The sequence below is a fragment of the Enterococcus sp. DIV1090 genome (assembly GCF_050537975.1).
GTDB classification, from domain to species: Bacteria; Bacillota; Bacilli; order Lactobacillales; family Enterococcaceae; genus Enterococcus; species Enterococcus faecalis.
Genome location: NZ_CP172917.1, coordinates 301240 through 317257, shown reverse-complemented (window position 1 = coordinate 317257; position 16018 = coordinate 301240). Strand labels below are relative to the sequence as shown.

Sequence of the window (16018 nt, the reverse complement as noted above, 5' to 3'; positions counted from 1 at the left end):
GTAGTTAATGCAATTTAATTTGAAACTTACAGAAAAAGGAGCGATATATGTGACTTCACAACAACCTGTGGATATTCACGGAAAACCTTATAACCGGTCGTTACTAGTCGGTGTTTTACTAATCGGAACATTTTGTACAATTTTAAACCAAACACTTTTAACGACGGCCTTACCTACATTAATGAAAGAATTTGATATCTCAGCTTCAAGTGTACAGTGGCTAACCACTGGATTCCTACTTGTGAACGGCATTATGATTCCCATCAGTGCTTGGTTGATTAACAAATTCAGTTCAAAAAAATTATACATAACAGCGATGTCAACGTTCTTAATCGGAACCATCATCTGTTTTGTAGCGCAAGACTTCGGCATGTTATTGACTGGACGTCTTGTTCAAGCCGCAGGGGTCGGCGTATCTATGCCTCTTTTACAAACAATTATGCTTTCAATTTTCCCGCCTGAAAAACGTGGCGCTGCCATGGGCACAACGGGAATTGTTATCGGATTAGCACCCGCTTTAGGTCCAACATTATCTGGTTGGATTATTGATTCTTATACATGGCGTGACCTTTTTGGGATGGTCATTCCAATTGTCGTTTTAGTCCTAATTTTAGCTTCATTTTTAATGAAAAATGTCATTCAATTATCTAATCCAAGTATCGATGTCTTATCGGTCATTCTTTCTACTCTCGGCTTTGGTAGCTTACTTTACGGCTTCTCAAGCGTTGGTGATAAAGGTTGGGGTAGCCCACAAGTCTATGGATTCTTAATTGTTGGTGCGATTGTTTTATGTCTTTTTACATATCGACAATTGCATTTAGAACAACCTTTCTTAGAACTACGCGTTTTTAAATCAAAAGTCTTTACTGTTGCGGCCATTTTATCTGGCGTAACCAACATGGCAATGATTGGTGCCGAAATGGTTTTACCTTTGTATATCCAAAATATTCGTGGCGAATCTGCCTTCCATTCAGGGTTAATGCTTTTACCAGGAGCGTTAGTCATGGGACTTATGATGCCAGTAACGGGTCGCATTTTTGATAAAATTGGTGCCCGTCGTCTTGCGATTACCGGGATGTTTATTTTAACAGCTGCAACGTTACCGTTTGCTTTCTTAACAAAAGCAACACCTATTATTTATATCATTGTCCTATATGCGATTCGGATGTTTGGTATTTCGATGGTCATGATGCCTGTGACAACTTCTGGCATGAATGCTTTACCAATGAATTTATTAAGTCACGGAACTGCTGTAAACAACACCTTCCGACAAGTAGCCAGCTCAATTGGAACAGCTGTTTTGATTAGTGTTTTAACAAATGTTACCAAAGACGGCTTACCTGCATCGGACTTATTAAAAACAGCCCCACTCACTTATCGCGACCAAGCAACAAACGCAACACTAAACGGTTATCACGCAGCCTTCTTCGTGGCAACAATCTTTGGCGTTCTCGGCTTGGCGATTACTTTCTTCTTAAATAAAAAAGAAGCGATGCCTGTTAAGGAAGTAGGTGCAATGAAATAATGATTATTTTCCTTTTAATCCTTTGCGTGTTAGGCTTTGCCTATACGAATGTATTTGGCCGAAAAGTCTGGCATAAATTCTGTATGGTTATTTTTGGTTTAGGGTTCTTAGCTTCGTTAAGTCTTATCGTTTTAAACGATAAAGATCATTTTGGTATGACCGTAGTTACTCAGGACAAAACGTTTGAACTAAAAAGCAGTAGTTCAAGCAAAGATGGCCCCAACATGTTATTGTACCAGCCGTTGGGCGATGGTTCCGAAAAAGTTTATTTATATAACACACCAGATAAAAAGAAACTACAAAAAACAGGAACGGAAAACGTCACAAACACGGTTCAAAAAGATGCTCAAAAAGCCACATTAGTCCAAAAAACGACGAAATGGTCCTATCAAGAGTCTTGGGCCAAAACACTATTTGGCCTTGCTGACAACGATAACCAATTTGCAAAACAAGAAAACACCTTCAACGTTGCTAGTGACTGGCTAGTTTTAAGTGCTGATCAAGCCAAAAAATTAGGCGAATATACGGAACAACATGCCGCTGATATCAAAAAAGAAGGGACTGAAACAGTTGGCAAAAAAATGATGGCTGCTATGATGGCGAATCCATCAATGTCCCAAGAAGAACAAGCGAAACTCACCGAACAATATACCAAAGAGTTTCAACAAGAATTGATTCAGAAAATTCTTAGTGACATGAAATAAAAAAGCGAGCTTGATAGGATCATCAAACAAGATGTGACTACCAAGCTCTTCTTTTTAATTATAAATCGCTTTAATCGGATCCATCCTCGAGGCACCAATTGCTGGAATAATCCCGAAAAAGATACCTGTGAAGACCGAAACCAATGTTGAAATAGCAAAGATGGACGGCGTAATAATTGGCGTAATCGAAATATACCCACCGACCACAGTTGCCAATAAGTAGCCGCAGCCGACACCAATCAAACCACCAATCAATGTGATAAACGCTGCTTCCATTAAAAATTGGAATAAAATGACTCGTGGTTTAGCACCAATGGCCCGACGAATCCCGATTTCTCGTTTCCGTTCCGTGACAGACACATACATGATGTTCATGACGCCAATTCCCCCGACTAATAGGGAGATTGCAGTAATTGCCATCAGAAACATTGTCATACCCGTGACCATTTCTTCCATTTGTTGTTGGAGTTGTTGGTCTTGGTCATTTTCTTTAAACGTTCCTTTCACTTCAGGATGATTTTCACTTAAAATAGTGATTGCCTGTCCTAAAATTGCTTCACGGTCCGCTCCCTCACGAACCTTAATATTGATGCCACTAATTGCTTTTGTTTTCGCTAATTTATTGTATGATTCTCGAGAAACAAAACTACTCATAGCAGTTGCCCAATCATCGTTCATACCCAAACTATCTAAATCTTTTGGTGCTAAAATACCAATCACCTTGTACATATAACCACCAATTGAAACAGCTTTTCCAATGAGTTGGCTAGGATCATCAAGCCGAATTTGCGCTTCAAAGATATCATGATTTAAGACAATCGCATCTGTATTTGCATCGCTCGGTTGAAAATCACGACCATATAAAATATCATTCTGCCCTTTAGTCGACGTAATGGATAAATTCGCTTGTGCCCCAAAATAATCCATTGGTACAAACAAATTGTCTCCGCCCCCCATCATTGATTCACCATATTGAGGATAAATACTTTCAATTCCTTGAATGTCTTGTAATTTTTTCAAGTCCACTCGGCTAAACGTATAATCTGGCTCTTCATAGGACATAAAATTGTCACTGCTACCATCCGACATTGTATAATGAATCTTCAAAACATCCGCGTTCACTGCACTGGATGCCTTCACAACTTGACGCTTCATCCCTTCACCTAGCGCAGAAATCGTTACGACTGATGTAATCCCAATAATAATCCCGACCATCGTTAAAAATACCCGCAACTTATGCGCCTTTAAGCTTAAAAAAGTACTAACAAATAAATTAGCAATCATCTAATCACCTCTTCTTCCAAAAAGCGACCATCTTTCATATGAATCACTCGTGAGGCATATTTTTTCATATCTTCATCATGTGTCACCATGACAATTGTTTTGCCCTGTTCATTCAATTCTTTCAATAATTCCATGATTTCTGTACCCGTTTCACTATCCAATGCCCCAGTCGGTTCATCAGCCATAATCAATAATGGATCATTCACCAAGGAACGAGCAATGGCTACTCTTTGTTGCTGTCCTCCAGAAAGTTCAGTAACTTTTGATTTGGCTTTTGTTTCCAAACCGACAATTTTTAGGTATTTTTCAGCAATCGCTTTTTTCTCAGCGCGGCTTTTTTTCCCTTCATAAACACAGGGCAATTGAACATTTTGACTAACATTTAAAGAATTAATCAAGAAAAATTGTTGAAAAATAAACCCTAGATATTCATTGCGAAAGGCTGATTTTTTATTTTCAGACAATTTTGAAACATCTGTTCCTGAGAAATGATAGCTTCCGTCTGTTAAGCGATCCAAGAAACCAATAATGTTCATCAGCGTTGTCTTACCGCTGCCGGACTTCCCCATGATTAAAATGAACTCTCCTTGATGGATGGTCAAGTTCAATTCTTTTAAAACATGTAGTTTTTCCTTACCTACCGGATAGAACTTGTTAATGTCCCGCAATTCAATGAGGGGTTGATTTGTATTGTTTGCTTCCACCATCAAGCCCTCCTATTTCGACGCATCTGTCATTGATTCGTTGGTTGCTGATTCATCAGAAGCAATCGCTGCATCTGATTCCACAATATCACCGACTTTTACTGGTTTTTTTGAAGAAATAACCACTCGGTCGGCTGATTCTAAGCCAGATTCAATCGCCATTTTGTCGCCATTTTCTTGCCCGACTTGGACATCACGACGAATGATGGTTCCAAAATCATTCACTAAAACGTAGGCCTGTTCACCCTCTTTTTGAATTGCTTTTTTCGGTAACTCAATCGCCCCTAAATCGCCTAAATCAATGGTTGCTTGCATATGATAGCCATTTTTGACTTTGTCTAAATTGGCCAACGCAATTTTGACGCTATAACTAGACATCGTCGTGCCGCCCTCTGGATTGCCACTCGCGGCATCGCTGTTGCCTTCAGGAGGATTATCATCGATGTAAGAAATTGAGCCATCCACAACCACATTGTTGGAAACAGAAGTTAGTTTAGCTTTTTGCCCAACACTAATTTTAGTCAAATCCTTTTCATTCACTTTCCCAGCTAAATAAAGATCTTCTGAAGTTAACCGTAAAATCGGTGAATTGGCATCTTTTACTTCTGGAATTGATACGCGGCCTTTGAAATTAGCCTTTGTGGAAATATATTGCTTCGCTCCTAAATCCGCTAAGGTTTCATTGGTAAAGGTAATCTCTTCATCTACCGCATCGACTTCTGTTTGATATTGTTCATTTAAATCATCACCAGACATCGTGCGGTCTTCTTCTTTAGTTTTATTAAATTTATCAATGGCCCGATTCCACTTATTATAGATATTCGCCCGCTTCGTTTCTAATTTGGCTAAGCTATTTTGTTGTGCCTCAATTTCTTTTGTGACCGCCTCATCTTCATAAGTAAATAATTCTGTGCCTGCATCTACGACATCGCCGTTTTTCACCTTAATCTCTGGATCCTTTGTTATTTTTTGATCGCGCGCAAAGGCTTCCATTTGTTCCGGTTGGATGACACCGTTAATATAAATTTGTTGCAAGTCAGGAACGTCAAAATAGTCAATTCCCCAGTCATCTTTAGGCGCTTGCTTGACAGCTACTTGTTGTGCATTTTTATTTAACGCATTCATAGTTACGATGCCCCCAACCGCAATTACCGCAACTGCCCCCAATATAATTATCGTTTTCTTCTTCATTTTCTTCGTTTCATCTCCTCATTCTGTCTATTTTCCCCAACAAACTAAATTGCTCGGTCGTTCACTTATAACTATTTAACCATGCTTGAATTCAAGAAACAAGGGCATTTCTCTAGGCCTTTAGTCTGATTTATTTCATTTTTGTTCATTTTTTTATTTATTTCACGACAATAAATAACCATTGTTGGGTCTTTGTATTTCAACAATCTAAAAAGGTTATTTTTATGTTATTTATAACTAAACTATGCGCAATCGAGATTTTTTGCTTCTTTTTTTATTTAAGGTACACTAGAAGAAACAAATGAAAGTGAGGGCTTGCCATGAAAGTCATTATTTTTGGCGGTAGCGGTTTTTTAGGTCAACAAATCGCGAAAATTTTAGTCCAACGCCAACATCAAGTCATCAGTGTTTCACGTCATGGAAAGCCTGCCACGCTCTCCGCATCTTGGAGCCACCAAGTGCAGTGGGTATGCTCCGATGTTACTCGTGACACGAATTGGCAAGAACAAGTCCAGCGTGCTGACTGGGTCATTGATACAGTAGGTATTTTATTTGAAAATCCACGAAAAAAGAAAACCTATCAACGGCTAATTCTGACGCCCGTGAAAAAAATCAGCTCTTTTTTAGCACAACAAAAAAAGCCAGCTAAGTTTTTATTTATTTCAGCCAATACTGTTCCTTTCCCTTTGAGAAAATATATGGATGCCAAATTGGCAGCGGAGGAACTAATCCACCAAGAAGTCGCCGAAGCAGTGATTTTTTATCCTAGTTTACTTGTAGGTCAAGAACGTACCGGCACCATACTTTTTAGTAAATGTATTTATTTTTTTAAGAAAATTCCCTTTTTAAAGAACTTATTTATTGGCTATGATCCTGTGTCTGTGGCAGAAATGGCACAAGAAATTGTTCACGTTTTAGAAGGCGGCAATTCTATTTACACACACAGAAGGACCCGTTAACAAGTTATCTCCCAATCGTCTCTGTCTAGAGGCGGTTTTTTTGTGTTACAATACAACTGTTCGAAGGAGAGAAGAAGCATGAAAAAAATTGCCATTATCGGCGGCGGCATTATCGGAATGACGTTAGCTAATTATTTAGATCCACAAAAATTTGACATTACCGTTTATGATGAAGGGCTCGGCCAAGCGACTAAAGCGAGCGCCGGGATTATTTCCCCTTGGCTATCCAAACGTCGGAATAAGAAATGGTACCAATTAGCGCGAGAGGGCGCTGCCCTATTTCCAAAGCTAGTCAAAGATTTTCAGCTGACGGAGGATATTTATCGTCAATCAGGGACAGTCATTTTGCGCCCGGCAGCCGCTTTGGCAGACTTAGCCCATTTGGCAGAAGAGCGTAAGCAAACTGCACCTGAAATTGGAGAAATCACGATGTTGTCAGCGGTTCAAACAGCGAAGTTCTTACCGCTACTTAAGGAAACTCCCTCACTTTTTATTTCTGGCGGCGGTCGCCTAGATGGACCAGCTTATCTAAACCATCTTCAGAAACGCGCCGAAGCCAAAGGGGTCACTTTTTGTTCACAACGGGCGCACTTTCGACAACTGAATCAAGGGTGGGAAATTGTCACAAATTCAGGAAAAAAGAGCGTTGATTTTCTCGCTTTAACACCTGGTCCTCATTTAAAGGAATTACTCGCTACTTTAAATTTATCTGTGGACATTCGTCCCCAAAAAGGACAATTGTTAGTTTTCGAGACCCCTTTTACAAACAGTCAGCAATGGCCTGTCGCTATGTTAGATGGCGAAGCCGATTTAATTCCTTTTAATCAAGGAAAAATTTTATTAGGTGCCACCCACGAAAATGAACAAGCCTGGGATTTAGAAGAGACTGTTAGCGCTTTTCAACAACTAACTTCTGGGACTGCGCCATTTCTAAAAGAAGCAGATCAGCTTTTTAAGCAACCCATGCATTACCGCGTTGGTACACGTGCTTATACATCTGATTTCGCTCCGTTTTTTGGTCCTTTGCCAGAGCTGCCCCACCTTGTGGTTGCTAGCGGACTTGGTTCATCAGGACTCACTACTGGCCCATTCATTGGTTACCAATTAGCTGAATACTTCAATACAGGTGCCTTCAAAGGAGAGCTTTATCAAAAACCACTTAGTCAATATGTTAAAAACAACCCCTCACTTTAATCAGCGAGCGGTTGTTTTTTCCCTTTAATTAAGAAATGTGAAGTATCTTGGTAGAAGGATTTTGTTATTATGCTACTTGTGGTCGCGCATAGCGTTCTACGTTTTGTTTAATATTTTTAACCGTTTCTGGATCTTCAATGCCTGTTACTTCAGCGATCACTGTATCAACACTTTCTTGGTCAAGCATTTCCTGTAATTGACGGCTTTGTTCATCTTCTGGATCATGATAATTAAAGACAATACCAATCATTGCTAATAAATGCGGCGACACTAGATTGCGTTCCTGTAATTCACGGATTGGTCGAATAAACCGTTCTTGCGCACCTAATTTTCTGATTGGTGTCCGTGCTACACGTGTAATAGCATCTGAAATATATTTATTTTGGAAACGTTGAATAATTTTTTCAATATAGGCTGCATGTTCTTGTTCATCAAAATTCCATTTAGCCACTAAAAGTTTACCAGTTTCCTGCAAAACTGATTTGAGTTGTGCTACCACTAAGGCGTCCTGCATCGCTTCGTCAATGGTTTGATAGCCTAACAACGCCCCTGTATAGGCAACTGTAGCATGGCCAGTGTTTACACTAAATAATTTTCGTTCAATATACGGCTCTAAATCAGCAACGTAATGAACCCCTTCTAACTGAATCTCTTTGGCTTTTCGGTTGGTATCATCAATGACCCATTCACAAAAAGGCTCAACTTGAACAAAAAGTGGATCTTCATGTTTTTGTAATGGAACAATCCGATCAACCGCCGCATCAGGAAAACCAATCCATTGTTCAGCATAAGCTGGGTTTTTCAAATATTTGGCCACTTCTTCTGCTAAAAAGGTTGAACCACCAATCATATTTTCACAAGCGATAATATCCAGCGGCTTTTGACAATTTGCTTCGGCACGTGCATCAATTCCTTGGGCAATTAATTCAGCAATTCTTGGTAAAATATTGGGACCAATCGCCGTCGTGACTAAATCGGCTTCCGCAATTGCTTCTACTACTTTTTCTGGTTCTGCCATGTTATTTAATCCGGTCACATTTTCAACGTTAATTTGTTGATGTGAGGCATCGGCCAATTCAATTGTATAACTTTTACGTTCTTTTAACGCTTGAATGATGGTTTCATTAACATCCACAAACGTAATATGAAACCCGTTTTTAGCTAAAATTTCGCCGATAAAGCCGCGTCCAATATTTCCTGCTCCAAAATGTACTGCGTTCATTCTTATTCTCTCCTTTAAGCAATGGCTAAATTTTCTGTTATTTCTTCTTTACTTAATGCATCGGCAAGTTGCACTACGTTATCCATATCACTACAATAAAGTGCAATTTGTTGGACTAATTGCAAATGTTCTTCACCGACTCCGGCAATCCCAAATAATACGGTAGCAATTTTTTCATCTTCTTCGGTGCCAAAATTAACGCCCTCTGGGACTTGCACTACACAGATTCCTGATTTTTTCACTAATTTTTTGGCTTCTTCTGTTCCATGAGGAATGGCAATAAAATTCCCCATATAAACAGATAGCAATTGGTCTCTTTCAATCATTGCTTCGATATAAGCGGGCTCAACACAGCCTGCCTCGACTAGTTTTTCGCCGCAAAAGCGAATAGCTTCTTCTTTTGTATTAAACTGTTGATTTAATTCAATTGAAATATTCGTAAGATTTTCCATTGTTTTCTTCCTCTCTAGGCACTTTCTTTTAAGAGCGAAACCACTGTTTCATATTTTTGGGGATTAACCATACTTTTTACTGATAAGTGTGTCGCTTTCGGTGCTTTTTTACGGGCTTGTTCCGTTAGTTCAGCTTTTGTGACAATTAAAGCCTGTGTTTGTTGAGTTAATTCATTAATATTAATTTTTCGAATCGGCATTGAAATTTTCTCTTTATCTAAAATTTCTTCTAAGACTTTCATTCCCATCGTCGCTGACCCGACACGATCATCGTGAACCAAAAGAATCTCATTGACATTTGCTAAATCTCCCTCAATTTCAGAAGCAGGTGTTGCTTTGGAGACTGTTGGTTGTGCGTCGTTTTTTTCTTTGGTACCTGATAGTTCAGCCACAATTTCATCATAACGTGGTGAGTTCAAGAAGTTTTCAACTGCTACAAAGGTTGCATTAGGTGCTTTCTGTTTGGCCCGTTCTTGCAATTCCGCTTGTGTGACAATCAATGTATTTCCCTCATCGGTCAAATTATTAATGGCCCGATTCGTCACAGTTTGTACTAAACCAGCCTCTTGGACCTTTTTCCGTAAGATAGACGCACCCATTGCACTAGAGCCCATCCCAGCATCACAAGCAAAAATAATTTGTTGAATTCCTGACAATGAAGCACTACCATTTGTGACAGTTAATCCTTTTGATGCTGCTTTAGCAGCTTGGGTTTCTTTCACTTTTTGGGCAAATTCATCACTTTCTTCTTTCGCATCTGCTTTTAAAATGACTGCGGATACTGCAAAGGAAACAGCAGTTGCTGCCAAAACACCTAAAATAACTGGTAAGTAAGAACCCATTGGTGTCATCGCTAAAATAGCTATAATGGAGCCTGGTGAAGCGGGCGCACGTAAACCAGCATCTAACGTTTGGAAAACCAAACTACCTGTCGCGCCACCTGCAATAACCGATAAGAATAATAACGGTTTCATCATTACATATGGGAAGTAAATTTCGTGGATACCACCAAGGAAATGAATAATTATTGCTCCCGGCGCAGAAGATTTTGCCGCACCTTTTCCAAAAAACATAAATGCTAATAAGACACCTAACCCAGGACCAGGGTTTGCTTCTAATAGGAAAAGAATTGATTTACCAGCCGATAAGACTTGTTCTGTCCCTAGGGGTGTTAAAATGCCATGATTAATCGCATTGTTTAAAAAGAGCACTTTTGCCGGTTCAATAAAAATACTCGTTAATGGAATCAAATGAGCATTTAAAATGATTTCCACACCACGTGCCATTGCAGCAGTCAGCGCATCGACAATTGGGCCAATCGCTGAAAAACCAAGTAAAGCTAACGCAAAACCAATCAATCCAGCTGAAAAATTGTTTACTAACATTTCAAAACCAGCTTTAATCCGATGTTGGAAATACTGATCAAATTTCTTAATTGTAAAGCCACCAAGTGGACCCATAATCATGGCACCTAGCATCATCGGAATATCGGTTCCCACAATCACGCCCATTGTCGCAATTGCGCCAACTACGGCACCGCGATCACCTGCAATTACTTTCCCACCAGTGTAGCCAATTAATAATGGAATTAAATAGGTCAACATTGGGCCAACCATCGTGGCAAAGGCTTTATTTGGCAGATATCCATCTGGGATAAATAGCGCTGTCAAAACGCCCCACGCAATCAACGCCCCGATATTGGGCATCACCATGCTAGATAAGGTACTGCCAAGTCTTTGGACTTTTGCTTTAATTGATACTTTATTTTTTTCTGGTACTTGTTCCATGTTTATTCCCCTTCTCTCAAGTAACTTTTCTTGTTGACTAAATTGTATCCGCTTTCCGAATCTGGAAAAAGTCGTACTTTGGCACAAACCATTGTGCCAAAAGTTGAAAGAAAAAAGCACGTGTTCTCTAGTTACGAAAACCAGAAAACACGTGCTTATTCCATTTCTAATAATTTCAATAATAAATGAACAACTTTTTATGCTATACTCAAATTGGCGACTTGCCTCGAAAGGAGGTGCATCACATGTACGAGATTGTCACAAAAATTCTTGTGCCGATTTTTGTCGGGATTGTCCTGAAACTTGTAACCATTTGGTTGGAAAAACAGAACGAGGAATAAACAAGTTGCTTTCAACCGCTGCTGTCTAAACAGCAAAAAAAGACACCCTACTACTGATAGGGTGTCTTTTTAGTGCATCCATGCACGACTTTGTCACAAGTTACCTTAAATTTATCATAGGGCCTATTTTTTGTCAAGGAATCTTCTTATCTTTTTTGTTTGATCTCTTAAATTAAAATATTTTATTTTTTAATATAAAATTATTTCAATAATTATTGAACATTTCAAATTGAATTGATTTTTTCAGACGTAACTTTAGGCTTGAGCCAGAATTTTTTGCGCTTCATCTATTGTTCGACAATCACTGAGCCGCTGAATGTTTTCGAGATCTGAACAGAAAAAAGCTAATTCTTGAAGCATGCTTAGTTGCCGTTGACTTTTTAGAGCAACGACAAATAACAAAGTAGCTATTTTTCGATCTGCTTCCGTACCAAAGTTGACCCCATCAGGCACTTGAATAAAGCAAATCCCTTCTTTTAAAACTTGTTCATCTTGTCCTTCCGCATGAGGCAATGCCACGAAGTTACCGATATACACGCTGACTTTTTGTTGACGTTGATACATTGCTTTGACATAGTCAGGCGTGACCAACTGATTTTTTAGCAGTAATTCACCAGAAGCTGCAAGTGCTTCCTCCCAACTAGCATACGATTGATTCAACATTATTTGCTCCGCTGTAATTTCAAACATCTCTCAACACCTAGCCTTTCATTTCTTCAATTAATAATGACGAAAGCAACTGATAAACAATGGCTTCATTTCCTGAATGAAAAATTTCTGTATTTAAATCATTCATAATAATCGCACCACTGATTTTTCCTAAAATTTTCCCGATTGTTTCATCAATCGGCATTGGCGCTAGCATGAGTAACATACGTTGTAACTGCATCGGCTTTTTATCCATACCTTCAATCATAAGTGGCTGGGCCAGATTAAAAATACAAAAAACAGGCTGTGTCACTGCTGTACTTGAGGTATGGAATAAGGCCATTTCCGTCTGAGGAATCCCAATAGGCGCTTGCTCGTAACGTTTCATCAATTGCTGACAGACGATTGCACTATCGGTGATTAAATCTGCGGAAAGTTGCGCGAGAGCTTGTTGAACGGTTTCTGCTAAATCCGCTTGAGTATTTAAATCTGCTATGAAAAATGTTTCTAATAGTTTACTAATTTCTTCCATGAAAGCGACCACTGTTTCGTAGCTTTCTTCGCCACCTATTTTTTTCACAGGCGCTTTCCTAAGCGAGCGTTTTTCGTGACTAATCCGCTTAAACTCTTCTTTCAATTGGCGGATTTCATCGTCTAAAAGTAACGGTGAGATCAATTTATATTTACCATTGTATCCTGGTAATAACGAAGTGGAAATCACTAAGTCATAGTTTTCCTCAACATTCACCTTACCTAAATCCGCAATCCGAAAAAAATGAATCTGGTTGATAAAAGGAAAGTAGCGCCGTAATCGCATTTCCAGCATACTTGTCGAAGCCAAACCGCTAGGAGAAAAACCAGCAATATCAACTTCCATAATTTTGGGACTCCGCTCTAAAGAATTGGCAAAATGAAGTACCATGTAGGCAATTTCCTCTTCCGATAAATTCTTTTGCGGAAAAATTTGCGGCAACGCTTGGCGTAAAGCCGCAGCTATTTCTTGATATTGATTCATGATCCGTTCTAAAATGGGATTCGTTAAATCTTCTTCTTGTAAAACCGCCCGCGAAAAAACACCTGATAAATGCGTCAACAACATTTTATACAAATTGGTATCTTCGAAAAAATTAACTTCTGTTTCTTGACTTACTGCTTCAATCAGTTGTTTCACTGCATAAGCCAGCTGAGTGTCAAAATGTTCATCAAAAAAATCTTCATCAAAAGAATTAGAAAAATCACTTAATAAGCTAGCAAAAAAAACAATCTCATTGACAGCGTATAGTTGTTTCGTTTCAGCAGCGACTTTTGAAAAAAGTCGTTTAGAACAATTTAGAAAGGCCTTATTCATCTGCCCAGTATAGGTCTCATCAGCTAAATAAAAACCTGCAGTGACTCGATCCATCGCAATTGTTAACATTAAAATCAAATGTTGTAATTTGCGATCACTTAATGCTGGAAATAAAGTTTCTACTTCTGGCTGAACAATTGTTTGTGCAAATGCTAAATGTTCTGCATGAATAAACTGAAAGAAAAAATGGTCGTTTGTCGTTAATTCGGTAAAATGAAAAAATTGGTACTCATTAATTTCCATACTTAGAATATTCGCCATTAGAAGACGGCGATATTTTTCAGAACCAGTCACTTCATAGCCTTGATTCCGAGAAATCGTCAACGGAATCCGAGCAATCCGTGTTTCTAATTGTTTAATATCGGCATAAAAAGTCGTATTACTAATACAATACGTTTCCAGAAAATAATGCATAGAGACTGGCTCTTTTGTTTGAAGTAATGTCAATAAAATCGCATGTTGCCGCGCCAAAGTAGAAAGTTCCTGTGTCTCTTCTCCTAAAATAGCAGCCTGAATTTCCGTCATCGCTGCTTCATCTGCTTGAATCGAAAAGCGCCCACGAGCTACTTTTTCCAACGTCGCGCCCATCGATGCTAGCGAGGTTTCTAAATTTTCTAATTCACGATATACCGTCCGGCGGCTAACCTTTAACAAATTCATCATGCGGTTTACTGAAACGGGGGTAGGACTATTCACTAATTCCGTTAATAGAACAGTTTCTCTTGTCGTTAAAAACATCTATCAGCTCCTCCTTCCAGCCATTCTTGATACTCTTTCTTATTCAAAAAACTAGTAACTACGTATAAATTTTGTTGCGTTAGATCTAAATGATAGGCTTGCGCCAGTTCACGAGTCACTACGTAGGTTGTCTCCTTGGTAAAAAAGACTGTTTCCAGTGGTTCTTTAGATACTTCAATCGCGACTCCTTGTTTCGCCGCTTGTTGCCGCAATAATTCCATTCCCATTGTTTGCGATCCTCGAACATTCTCGGCATATAAAAAAACAAGCTTCTGTATTTGTTTGGTCGGGTTCGTTCCAGTAGACTCTGAACCAAGTGAAGATTGCTCTTGAGAAGAAGCAGTCAGTTTGGCTAAAACTTGCGGGTAATAGGATTTAATTTCTAAAAAATTTTGAACACTCACCATATCCTTTTCTGGGACGTACTTTTGTGCTAACTGTTTCAATTCTGCTTGAATGACCACTAATGTCTTAGGCTGCCACTTCATCTGATGAACGGACTGGTAAGTCACAGGCATCTCCAAGTTCACCGCTTTTAATTGTCGGCTTAGCAAACTAGCCCCCATGGCACTTGAGCCCATTCCTGCATCACAAACAAATAAAATTTGCTGATAATTAGGTGTGGCTGTTTTCACTTGGTCTTCCTCCTTCTCCTTCATCTTTATCATTGAAACTGGTTCAGTTCCTCGTTGACGTTTTAATAACAAGCTTGCTATTGCAAAAGAGCACAGAAAGCTAACAAAAATTCCACTAAAAACCGCCAGCCTTGCCTCAGTCGGGGCATTGGCTAAAATCGCAACCAATGAACCTGGCGAAGCTGGAGCACTTAGACCCACATTAAATATTTGAAAAACAAGCGTACCACTCATTCCTCCAGCAATTACTGCTAAAAATAAGCGCGGATCCATCAAAACAAACGGAAAATAAATTTCATGAATACCCCCAATCAGTTGAATCATGGTGGCACCCCCTGCTGTTTTTCGTTGTCCTACAGGCCCAAACAGCAGAAAAGCAACCAAAACGCCCACGCCTGGTCCAGGATTTGTTTCCAATAAAAATAAAATGGACTGACCTGTTTGACTAGCACCTTCTAAACCTAGAGGCGTTAATAAGCCATGGTTAATCGCATTATTAAAAAATAACACTTTTAAGGGCTCTAAGAAAACGTGAACCAATGGCAAAAGATTGGCTTCAATTAACCAAGAAGAAAATTGATACAGCCAAAAACTAGCACTTTCAACAGCCGGAGCCACAACCAGAATACCAAAACAGCAAAGCAGTCCTCCCACAATTCCTGCTAAAAAGTTTTTAGTCAGCATCTCATAGCCTTCTTTAACTTTCGGTAAGAGAATTTGTTCAATTTTGGCGAAAGTATATCCTGCTAAAGGACCAATAAACATAGCACCAAACAACTGTGGAACATCTGTGGAAACAATCACGCCCACTGTCGCAATAGCAGCAACAACGCCGCCACGTTGTTCCTCGAACATTTTTCCGCCTGTAAAACCAATTAGAATCGGTAAAACAACTCGAATCATTATCATTTCGACTTCAGAAAGAGCTAGCCGTAGATTCCCTGTCGTATAGCCAGCCACCAAAGACAATAAGCTCCACGCAATAAAAATACTCAAATTTGGCATAATCATCCCACTCAAACGATGACCAAAACGACGTAAATAGGGAGTTACTTTCACAAACTTATGTTTAAAAAAGAGCGAATGCATTTCTTTTTCCTTCATATTCCTTGTCCCTCGCTCTCTATGTAGATAATTAGAATACTTCTATTATATGAAATTTCACAAAAAAATAGTATAGATTTTTATAAAATAATTCTTTTATACACCTCACAAGAGAATCCGTTTACATTAATAGAAAAAACTTTTATACTAAAAGAAAGAAACTCTTCGGATTGGAGGCCAAT

Annotated in this window: 14 protein-coding genes; 5 read left to right on the top strand and 9 right to left on the bottom strand. The window is 39.1% G+C overall.

Annotated features, from left to right (window positions below; all coding sequences use genetic code 11):
• The first annotated feature begins 7 nt into the window (after positions 1 to 7).
• Both IGL48_RS01605 and IGL48_RS01600 read left to right on the top strand, forming a co-directional pair.
• On the top strand, positions 8 to 1525 hold the full coding sequence (locus IGL48_RS01605) for an MDR family MFS transporter (protein WP_002385351.1): 1518 nt from the start codon (positions 8 to 10) through the stop codon (positions 1523 to 1525).
• Positions 1525 to 2229, top strand: a complete 705-nt coding sequence (locus IGL48_RS01600; RefSeq protein WP_048949365.1) for a DUF4811 domain-containing protein — start codon at positions 1525 to 1527, stop codon at positions 2227 to 2229. Before IGL48_RS01605 ends, IGL48_RS01600 begins: the two co-directional genes overlap by 1 nt.
• A gap of 54 nt (positions 2230 to 2283) precedes the next feature.
• On the opposite strand, the gene IGL48_RS01595 is transcribed toward IGL48_RS01600, so the two are convergent.
• From IGL48_RS01595 to IGL48_RS01585, 3 genes are read right to left on the bottom strand one after another with little or no spacing between them, the layout of a single operon-like run.
• On the bottom strand, positions 2284 to 3513 hold the full coding sequence (locus tag IGL48_RS01595; RefSeq protein WP_002355288.1) for an ABC transporter permease: 1230 nt from the start codon (positions 3511 to 3513) through the stop codon (positions 2284 to 2286).
• A complete protein-coding gene (locus IGL48_RS01590; RefSeq protein ID WP_002383683.1) occupies positions 3510 to 4220 on the bottom strand; it encodes an ABC transporter ATP-binding protein in 711 nt (236 codons plus the stop codon). Before IGL48_RS01590 ends, IGL48_RS01595 begins: the two co-directional genes overlap by 4 nt.
• Positions 4221 to 4229: 9 nt before the next feature.
• Positions 4230 to 5408 carry an efflux RND transporter periplasmic adaptor subunit gene (locus IGL48_RS01585; RefSeq protein ID WP_048949364.1) on the bottom strand — a complete coding sequence of 393 codons (1179 nt, stop codon included), beginning with the start codon at positions 5406 to 5408 and terminating at the stop codon, positions 4230 to 4232.
• Positions 5409 to 5728: 320 nt separating this feature from the next.
• Here IGL48_RS01585 and IGL48_RS01580 point away from each other — a divergent pair, with 320 nt between their 5' ends.
• Positions 5729 to 6367, top strand: a complete 639-nt coding sequence (locus tag IGL48_RS01580) for an NAD(P)H-binding protein (RefSeq protein WP_010822477.1) — start codon at positions 5729 to 5731, stop codon at positions 6365 to 6367.
• A 78-nt stretch (positions 6368 to 6445) separates the two neighbouring features.
• Complete coding sequence (locus IGL48_RS01575; protein WP_010824378.1) at positions 6446 to 7561, top strand: NAD(P)/FAD-dependent oxidoreductase; 1116 nt, start codon at positions 6446 to 6448, stop codon at positions 7559 to 7561.
• Positions 7562 to 7628: 67 nt separating this feature from the next.
• On the opposite strand, the gene IGL48_RS01570 is transcribed toward IGL48_RS01575, so the two are convergent.
• From IGL48_RS01570 to IGL48_RS01560, 3 genes are read right to left on the bottom strand one after another with little or no spacing between them, the layout of a single operon-like run.
• On the bottom strand, positions 7629 to 8783 hold the full coding sequence (locus IGL48_RS01570) for a mannitol-1-phosphate 5-dehydrogenase (RefSeq protein ID WP_002386082.1): 1155 nt from the start codon (positions 8781 to 8783) through the stop codon (positions 7629 to 7631).
• Positions 8784 to 8797: 14 nt separating this feature from the next.
• Positions 8798 to 9235, bottom strand: coding sequence for a PTS sugar transporter subunit IIA (locus IGL48_RS01565; protein ID WP_002355279.1), 438 nt, complete (start codon positions 9233 to 9235; stop codon positions 8798 to 8800).
• A 14-nt stretch (positions 9236 to 9249) separates the two neighbouring features.
• Entirely contained in the window at positions 9250 to 11022 is a 1773-nt protein-coding gene (locus IGL48_RS01560) for a PTS mannitol-specific transporter subunit IIBC (protein WP_002387897.1), read from the bottom strand.
• 245 nt (positions 11023 to 11267) lie between these two features.
• Here IGL48_RS01560 and IGL48_RS01555 point away from each other — a divergent pair, with 245 nt between their 5' ends.
• Positions 11268 to 11363 (top strand): type I toxin-antitoxin system Fst family toxin, encoded by a 96-nt coding sequence (locus IGL48_RS01555; RefSeq protein ID WP_015543884.1) that lies wholly within the window; start codon positions 11268 to 11270, stop codon positions 11361 to 11363.
• 255 nt (positions 11364 to 11618) lie between these two features.
• Here the strand turns inward: IGL48_RS01555 and IGL48_RS01550 are convergent, their stop codons facing one another.
• The 3 genes from IGL48_RS01550 to IGL48_RS01540 are packed head-to-tail and all read right to left on the bottom strand — an operon-like array spanning position 11619 to position 15836.
• The gene (locus IGL48_RS01550; RefSeq protein ID WP_002358391.1) at positions 11619 to 12053 is read right to left on the bottom strand and encodes a PTS sugar transporter subunit IIA; all 435 of its coding nucleotides are present in this window, start codon (positions 12051 to 12053) and stop codon (positions 11619 to 11621) included.
• A 10-nt stretch (positions 12054 to 12063) separates the two neighbouring features.
• Positions 12064 to 14097, bottom strand: a complete 2034-nt coding sequence (locus IGL48_RS01545) for a BglG family transcription antiterminator (protein WP_048949363.1) — start codon at positions 14095 to 14097, stop codon at positions 12064 to 12066.
• Positions 14088 to 15836 carry a PTS transporter subunit EIIC gene (locus IGL48_RS01540; RefSeq protein ID WP_048949362.1) on the bottom strand — a complete coding sequence of 583 codons (1749 nt, stop codon included), beginning with the start codon at positions 15834 to 15836 and terminating at the stop codon, positions 14088 to 14090. Before IGL48_RS01540 ends, IGL48_RS01545 begins: the two co-directional genes overlap by 10 nt.
• Positions 15837 to 16018 lie beyond the last annotated feature (182 nt).